Source organism: Variovorax sp. 20P10.2.4, assembly GCF_058244205.1.
Genome location: NZ_JBZAYE010000394.1, coordinates 1 through 7,052, shown reverse-complemented (window position 1 = coordinate 7,052; position 7,052 = coordinate 1). Strand labels below are relative to the sequence as shown.

The following is a 7,052-nucleotide window of genomic DNA, read 5'->3' as shown; positions in this document are numbered from 1 at the left end:
ACGCGACTGCGGCGGCCGCCTGGGCGTGCATGCGCTCGACACCGCCAGCGGCGCGCGCATCGCGCACCGCGGCAACGAGCTGTTTCCGATGTGCAGCACCTTCAAGCTGATGCTCGCGGCCGCGATCCTGCAGCGCGGCACCGCGCAGGAACCGGCGCTGCTCGAGCGCCGCCTGAGCTACACCCGCGCCCACCTGCTGCCGAACTCGCCGATCACCGAGAAGCACCTGGCCGACGGCATGACCGTGGCCGAGCTGTGCGCCGCCACGCTGCAGTACAGCGACAACGCCGCCGCCAACCTGCTGATGCACCAGCTCGGCGGGCCGGCCGGCGTCACGGCCTATGCGCGCGCCATCGGCGACACGGTGTTCCGCCTCGACCGCTGGGAGACCGAGCTCAACAGCGCCATCCCCGGCGATCCGCGCGACACCACCAGCCCGGCCGCGATGGCCGCCAGCGTGCAGCGGCTGGTGCTAGGCGATGCGCTGGCCGCGCCCCAGCGCGCGCGGCTCGAGGCCTGGCTGCGCGGCAACACCACCAGCAAGGAGCGCTTCCTGGCCGGCGTGCCGGCCGGCTGGACCGTGGGCGACAAGACCGGCGCGGGCGACTACGGCACCAACAACGACGTCGGCGTGCTGTGGCCGGCTTCGGGCGCGCCGCTGGTGCTCGCGGTGTACCTGACCTTCCCGGGCGACAAGGGCGCCAAGACGCGCAACGACGTGGTGGCCTCGGCGGTGCGCATCGTGGCGAACGCGATGCGGGGCTGAGCGCCCGCGCTGCCCCGGGGCCGCAATGCCGTACCCGCCCCATCGGGCACTGCGCGGTGCGCCTGCGCCCGCGCGCCATCGGCGGGACAATGGCCGCGCCTTGCGCGCCCCGCGCGGCCAGGGCATCCAGCCAGAGCCCCCGCCGCATGTCGTCCCCGCCCGCCGTCTCCACCTCCTCGTCCACCCCCCAGGCCTCGTTTTCGCTGTGGCGCATCGCGGTGCCGGCCTTCGGCCCCTCGCTGCTGTTCGGCATCGGGGAGGGCGCGATCCTGCCGATCGTGCCGCTCACGGCGCGCGAGCTCGGCGCCTCGGTGCCGATGGCGGCGCTGGTGATGGCGCTGATCGGCATCGGCTCGCTGCTCAACAACATCCCGGCCTCGATGATCACCATGCGCTGGGGCGAGCGCTGGGCCATCGTGGCGGCCGGCGCCTGGAGCGCGCTCGGCATGGCGCTGTGCGTGTGGACCTCGCACCTGGGCCTGTTCGCGCTCGGCTGCTTCATGGTCGGCATGTCGCAGGCGGTCTACAACCTCGCGCGCCAGAGCTACATGAGCGAGGCGGTGCCGGTCGAGTACCGCGCGCGGGCGCTGTCCACGCTGGGCGGCGTGATGCGCATCGGCATGTTCATCGGCCCCTTCCTGGCGGCCGGCGCGGTGCATTTCTTCGGCCTGATGGCGGCCTATGTGCTCGGCATCGTGGCGGTGGCCGGCGCGGCCATCCTGGGCGCGCGCATTCCCGACCTCGAGCTGCCGCCCGCGCCGCCGGGCCAGGCCGCGCCCGCGAAGCCCACCATCGTCTCGACCCTGCGCGACCACCGCCGCGTGTTCCTCACGCTGGGCGTCGCCGTGACCCTGGTCAGCGCGGTGCGCGCCTCGCGCCAGGCCGTGATCCCGCTGTGGGCCGACCACCTCGCGCTGGCGCCCTCGGTGGCCTCGCTGATCTACGGCATGGCCGGCGGCATCGACATGCTGGTGTTCTACCCGGCCGGCAAGGTGATGGACCAGAAGGGCCGGCGCTGGGTCGCGGTGCCCTCGATGCTGATCATGGGGCTCGCGATGCTGCTGATGCCGCTGACCACGGGTGCCGCCACGCTGCTGGTCGCGGCGCTGGCCATCGGCTTCGGCAACGGCATCGGCTCGGGAATGATCATGACCCTGGGCGCCGACCATTCGCCGCGCCATGGCCGCGCGCACTTCCTCGGCGTGTGGCGGCTGATGTCCGACATCGGCGCCTCCTGCGGGCCGGCGCTGCTGTCCTTCCTCGCGGGCAGCCTCTCGCTGGCCGCGGGCATCGCGGTCACGGGCGGGCTCGCCTTCGCCGCGGCCGGCGTGCTGGCCCACTGGATTCCGCGCCGCACGCCGGGCCACGAGGCCTAGCGAAGGCTGTCGCCGCCTATCATTCACCCCACACAGGGGTCCCACACACACATGTCCAATCTCATCGTCCACGGCGGCACGCCGCTGCGCGGCCGCATCACGCCGTCGGCCAACAAGAACGCGGTGCTGCCGATCCTCTGCGCCACGTTGCTCACGCGCGAGCCGCTGCGCCTGCACGGCGTGCCCGACATCACCGACGTGCGCAAGATCCTCGACATCTTCCGCACGCTGGGCAGCGAGGTGCAGCTCGACCACGCCACCGGCACGCTCGCGCTGCACCACCGCGACACCGTGTTCGACGCCGCCGCCCACCGGTTGCCCGAGGAGATGCGCTCCTCGATCATGCTGGTGCCGCCGCTGCTGGCGCGCTTCGGCGTGGCGCGGCTCGAGGACAACGTCAAGGGCTGCACCCTGGGCGTGCGCGAGATCGATCCGCACGTCGAGGTGTTCCGCAGCTTCGGCGGCCAGGTCGAGCGCGCCGAGGGCTCGCTGCTGGTGCGCACCGACGGGCGCCTGGTGCCCACCGACCACTGGCTCGACTACGCCTCGGTCACCACCACCGAGAACTTCGTGCTGTGCGCGGTCGGTGCCGAGGGCACCTCGACCCTGACCAACGCCGCCTCCGAGCCGCACGTGCAGGAGTTCTGCCGCTTCATGGCCATGATCGGCGCGCGCATCGACGGCATCGGCACCTCGCGCCTCACGGTGCATGGCGGCCATGCGCTGGGTGGCGGCGAGTTCCGCTTCGACGAGGACTTCCACGAGATCACCACCTTCCTCGCGCTCGGCGCCATCACCGGCGGCGACGTGGTGGTGCGCAACAGCGCGCCGGCCAACTTCCCGCTGATCGACCGCACCTTCGCCAAGTTCGGCGTGCAGATCGTGCACGAGGACGGCTGGTCGCGCGCCGTGCGCTCGGGGCCGCTGAAGGTGCAGACGCCGTTCACCGCCAACGTGCTGACCAAGGTCGAGGCCGCGCCCTGGCCGTACTTCCCGGTCGACCTGCTGCCGATCTTCATCGCGCTGGGCGTGCGCGCGCAGGGCAACGCGATGTTCTGGAACAAGGTCTACGACGGCGCGCTGGGCTGGACCGGCGAGCTCTCGAAGTTCGGCGCCCACGTGTTCTCGTCCGACCCGCACCGGCTCATCACCTTCGGCGGCGCCCCGCTGGTGCCCGCGGTGGTCGAGAGCCCCTACATCATCCGCGTGGCGATCGCACTGTTCATGGTGGCCTCGAGCATCGAGGGCCGCTCCGAGATCCGCAACGCCACGCCGATCCGCCGCGCGCACCCGCGCTTCGTCGAGAACCTGCGCAGCCTGGGCGTGCAGGTGGAGTGGACCAGCGAGGAGTGACAAGGTGTGAATAAACCTACTGCGCGCCCCGATCTCGCACCTGCGGTCCTCACCGTACGTGAGTACGGCTGCGGTCCTCGGCGCGACCTCGGGGCGCTCGCTACGGTTTCTTCACACCTTGTGAGCGTTCCGGCCGCCGTGTTTCACGGCGCCGCGCGCCGCAGCAGCCCGGCCTCGATCGAGGCCTCGAGCCGGTCCACCACGTCCCAGTGGCGCAGCAGCAGCCCGTCCTGCGTCTCGTAGCGGTCCGCGGTCGCGAAGCGCAGCGCGCGGCCGGTGGGCGGCGCGCCGAGGAAGTTGCCGGTGTGGGTGCCGGCCCATCGGGTCATCGCCATCAGCTGCGTGCCCTCGACCAGCACCACCTGCTCGAGCGGCCGCAGGTCGGGCAGGCCTGCGAGCAGCAGGCGCGCGAAGTCCGCGTACATGGCCGGACCGCGGCCGCGCAGCATCGGCGAGCTGCTGCTGAAGTCGGGATGCAGGAAGCGGGCGATCGCGTCGAATTCGTGGCGTTCGAACACCGTGTGGCGGAATGCGAGGAAGCTGGCGCGGAGATCCTCGCTCGCCGAGGAAGGGGTGGTGGAGGTCATGCGGGCTCGTGAAGCGCAACGGCGGGCGGCCAGTGTGTCGCCGCGAGCTCGCGCGGCGCGATGACCGCCGCGGTCATTGACGAAGCCGCGCGCGCCTCGCGACCGCGCTACAGCACGAACCAGCCCACCGCCACGTAATGGCTCACCGTGCCCGCGAGCACGAACAGGTGCCACACCGCATGCGCATGCCGGAAGCCGCGGCGGTTGCGGTAGAAGACCGTGCCCGCGGTGTAGAGCACGGCGCCGATCAGCAGCCATGCGAGGCCGCCGCCCTCGAGCTGCATCGCCAGCGGCACGGCCGCGGCGATCGCGAGCCAGCCCATGCCGATGTACAGCGGCAGCGAGGGCTTCACGGGTGCGCCGCGCGCGGCCATCAGCTCGCGCCGGATGCCGACCGCGGCCGCGCCCCACATCGCCAGCAGCGGCACCCAGGCCCAGGCGCCTTCGAGCATCACCAGCGCGAACGGGGTGTAGGTGCCGGCGATCAGCAGGTAGATCGCGCAATGGTCGGCGCATTCCCACAGGCGCTTCAGCCGGCCGCGCGTGCTGTGGAACAGGGTGGAGGCCGCGTAGAGCGCGACCGCCGAGAGCGAGAACACGAGCGAGCCGGCGATCTTCGCCGGGTCGCCCGTGGGCAGGGTCTTGGCCAGCAGCAGCACGGCCGCCGGCAGGGCGAGCAGCAGGCCGAGCAGGTGGCTGTACCCGTTGAGTCGTTCGCCCGGGTACATGGTGTGCCGCCTGCTTGCTTCGGTCAGTCTGCCGCGTGCCGGCTCAGCGGCCGGTTTCCTTCAGGTAGTCCTGGCGCGCGGCGAAGGCCGTGTTCGCGAAGTCCGAGAACACGCCGTCGATGCCGGCGCGGAAGTACGCGAGGTACTCGGCCTTCGGGTCGCCCTTGTAGACGGCGGCCAGGTAGCGCGACTCGTTGCGGAAGGTGTAGCTGTGCACGAACAGGCCGGCCTTGTGGGCGTCGGCGATCAGGCTGGTGGGCTTGATCGTGTTGGCTTCGACCATGCCCTTGTTGGGCGTCTTGAACGGAACGATCGTGTGCGCCATCACTTGCGGCTTCCACGGGCCGATGCCGTCGGCATAGGTCTTGACCTCGGCCAGGCCGGCCGGCGTGAGCATCGCGCCGAACCAGCGCGGGTCGCCCGCCAGGGTCCAGCTGTAGGGACGGCCGTCGACGAAGGTGTAGTCGTCGGTGGTGACGTAGATCATCTCGCCGGTCTTGAAGTCGATGTCGTTGCCGTCGACCAGCTGCACCGCGCGCGCCTTCAGGCCGGCCGAGCGCAGGTACTTCAGGCTCACCGGGTCGAAGCTCTGCACGAAGATCGGTGCGTCCTTGCGGTTCAGGTCGTTGGCGTTCATCGCCTTGAGCAGCGCGTCTTCCAGCGGGTGGCTGCCGGCCGGGCCGCAGCCGTTGGCGATCGCCTGGGCGTTGTTCCAGATCGGGTTCTTGGTTTCCGGGTACACGGTGATCGTGCGGCCGGTGGCCTTGGCCTTGGCGCGCATGATGTCGATCACTTCCTGGAAGCTCAGGATCGGCAGCTTGCCGTTCAGCTCGGTCGGGCGCTCGTCCTTCGCGTCGAAGGTGGTGCCGTGGATCCACTGCTTGAGCTCGGCCAGCGTGAAGTCGGTGATCGACCAGTCGCCGGTGTGGTCCTCGCCGTCGACGACCAGCGACTTGAGCACCGACTTCGGATCCTTGGGATCGGTCAGGTCGCTCAGGTACTTCGCCGGGCCGTTGGCGGGAATCGCCGGGTAGGTCACGTCGACGCGCACGCCGGGCACGGTGCGCTTGCGCGCGGCCACGGTGGCGTTGGTCTTGGCCACGTCGGTGATGTCGGTGTTGTCGCTGAGCCAGGGGTTGTGGCGCGCGACCAGCACGCAGTCCTTGGTCAGGTGCAGGTCGGTCTCGAGCGAATCGGCGCCGGCATCGGCGGCCGCTTCGTAGGCCTTCTGGGTTTCCTCCGGGAACAGGCCGGGCAGGCCGCGGTGGCCGATCACCAGGGGCACCGAGCCGTCGAGCGTGCCCAGCGGGGTCGGTGCCGGGGCGGGTGCCGGCGCCGGAGCGGGCGGAATGACGGGAACGAAGGCGCTGCCGCCACCACCACCGCCGCAGGCGGCGATGACGAGGCTGCCGCCGAGCGCGACGAAAGCGGCACGCAGGGGACGGGGTGCGGGTGCAGGAACGGCTGTTTTCTTCATGTTGGAGTTTCGCGTTGCGTTGCGTTGAGGGGTGCCGAAGGCCGGCGGATGCTAGGTTTGGCGGATGACGGTACGGTGACCGTGGGCGCGCAAGCAACACGGGCGTCCATGCGCCCGAAGCGCGGTGACATCGAGCGTCACCGCGGCGTCATCGAAGACTTTGTGTCCTAGTCGAAGCGCGGTCGCGCCTCGGACCACTGGAGCAGCCCGTCGAGCACCGGGCACAGCGACTGGCCCCAGTCGCTCAGGCGGTATTCGACCTTCGGCGGCACCTGCGAATGCACGGTGCGCAGCACCAGGCCATCGGCCTCGAGCTGGCGCAGCTGCTGCGTCAGCATCTTCTGCGACACGGCCGGTATCGCCTGCTCGAGCTCGGAGAAGCGCAACACCTTGCCGCCGAAGAGCTGGAACAGGATCACCAGCTTCCAGCGGCCCTCGATCCAGCCCAGCGTGCGCTCGACCTGCGCGGCCGCGCTGGCCGGCGTGTAGGCGACGGGGTTACCTGCGAGTACGGGCCTTACTTCTTCGTGCGTTCTTGTCATGGCCCGAGGGTATCCCTAGCCTCGATGCATCGCCAACAAGGACCTTTCTCATGACCGACATGCATCCGCCTTCCTCCCTGCCTTTCTCGTTCGATCCCGCGGAGTTCGCGGGCCGCCGCGTGCTCGTCACGGGCGGCACCAAGGGCATGGGCCAGGCCATCGTGCGTCGCCTCGCCGCGAGCGGCGCGCGCGTTGCCGCCACCGCGCGCAGTGCCCCCGATGC

At 70.8% G+C, this 7,052-nt stretch carries 8 protein-coding genes; 4 read left to right on the top strand and 4 right to left on the bottom strand.

The window, feature by feature from the left end:
- From bla to AC27VN_RS28070, 3 genes are all read left to right on the top strand, one after another.
- Positions 1-766: class A beta-lactamase (gene bla, locus AC27VN_RS28080; protein ID WP_490878651.1), on the top strand; the 766-nt coding region annotated here is incomplete at its 5' end.
- A 146-nt stretch (positions 767-912) separates the two neighbouring features.
- Positions 913-2,142, top strand: coding sequence for an MFS transporter (locus AC27VN_RS28075; RefSeq protein ID WP_490878650.1), 1,230 nt, complete (start codon positions 913-915; stop codon positions 2,140-2,142).
- Between the two features lie 51 nt (positions 2,143-2,193).
- Positions 2,194-3,495: a UDP-N-acetylglucosamine 1-carboxyvinyltransferase gene (locus tag AC27VN_RS28070; protein ID WP_093344681.1), complete on the top strand. Its 1,302-nt coding sequence runs from the start codon at positions 2,194-2,196 to the stop codon at positions 3,493-3,495.
- Positions 3,496-3,638: 143 nt separating this feature from the next.
- Here the strand turns inward: AC27VN_RS28070 and AC27VN_RS28065 are convergent, their stop codons facing one another.
- The 4 genes from AC27VN_RS28065 to AC27VN_RS28050 all read right to left on the bottom strand — a co-directional run bounded on the left by AC27VN_RS28065 (position 3,639) and on the right by AC27VN_RS28050 (position 6,829).
- Positions 3,639-4,082, bottom strand: coding sequence for an ester cyclase (locus AC27VN_RS28065; RefSeq protein ID WP_490878649.1), 444 nt, complete (start codon positions 4,080-4,082; stop codon positions 3,639-3,641).
- Positions 4,083-4,189: 107 nt separating this feature from the next.
- On the bottom strand, positions 4,190-4,810 hold the full coding sequence (gene trhA, locus AC27VN_RS28060) for a PAQR family membrane homeostasis protein TrhA (RefSeq protein ID WP_208510737.1): 621 nt from the start codon (positions 4,808-4,810) through the stop codon (positions 4,190-4,192).
- A gap of 43 nt (positions 4,811-4,853) precedes the next feature.
- A complete protein-coding gene (locus AC27VN_RS28055; protein ID WP_490878648.1) occupies positions 4,854-6,287 on the bottom strand; it encodes a glycerophosphodiester phosphodiesterase family protein in 1,434 nt (477 codons plus the stop codon).
- 167 nt (positions 6,288-6,454) lie between these two features.
- Complete coding sequence (locus AC27VN_RS28050) at positions 6,455-6,829, bottom strand: winged helix-turn-helix transcriptional regulator (protein ID WP_093344671.1); 375 nt, start codon at positions 6,827-6,829, stop codon at positions 6,455-6,457.
- A gap of 50 nt (positions 6,830-6,879) precedes the next feature.
- Between AC27VN_RS28050 and AC27VN_RS28045 the strand changes: the two genes are divergently transcribed.
- Positions 6,880-7,052, top strand: a 173-nt coding sequence (locus tag AC27VN_RS28045) for an SDR family NAD(P)-dependent oxidoreductase (protein WP_490878652.1), incomplete at its 3' end; no start/stop codon positions are given.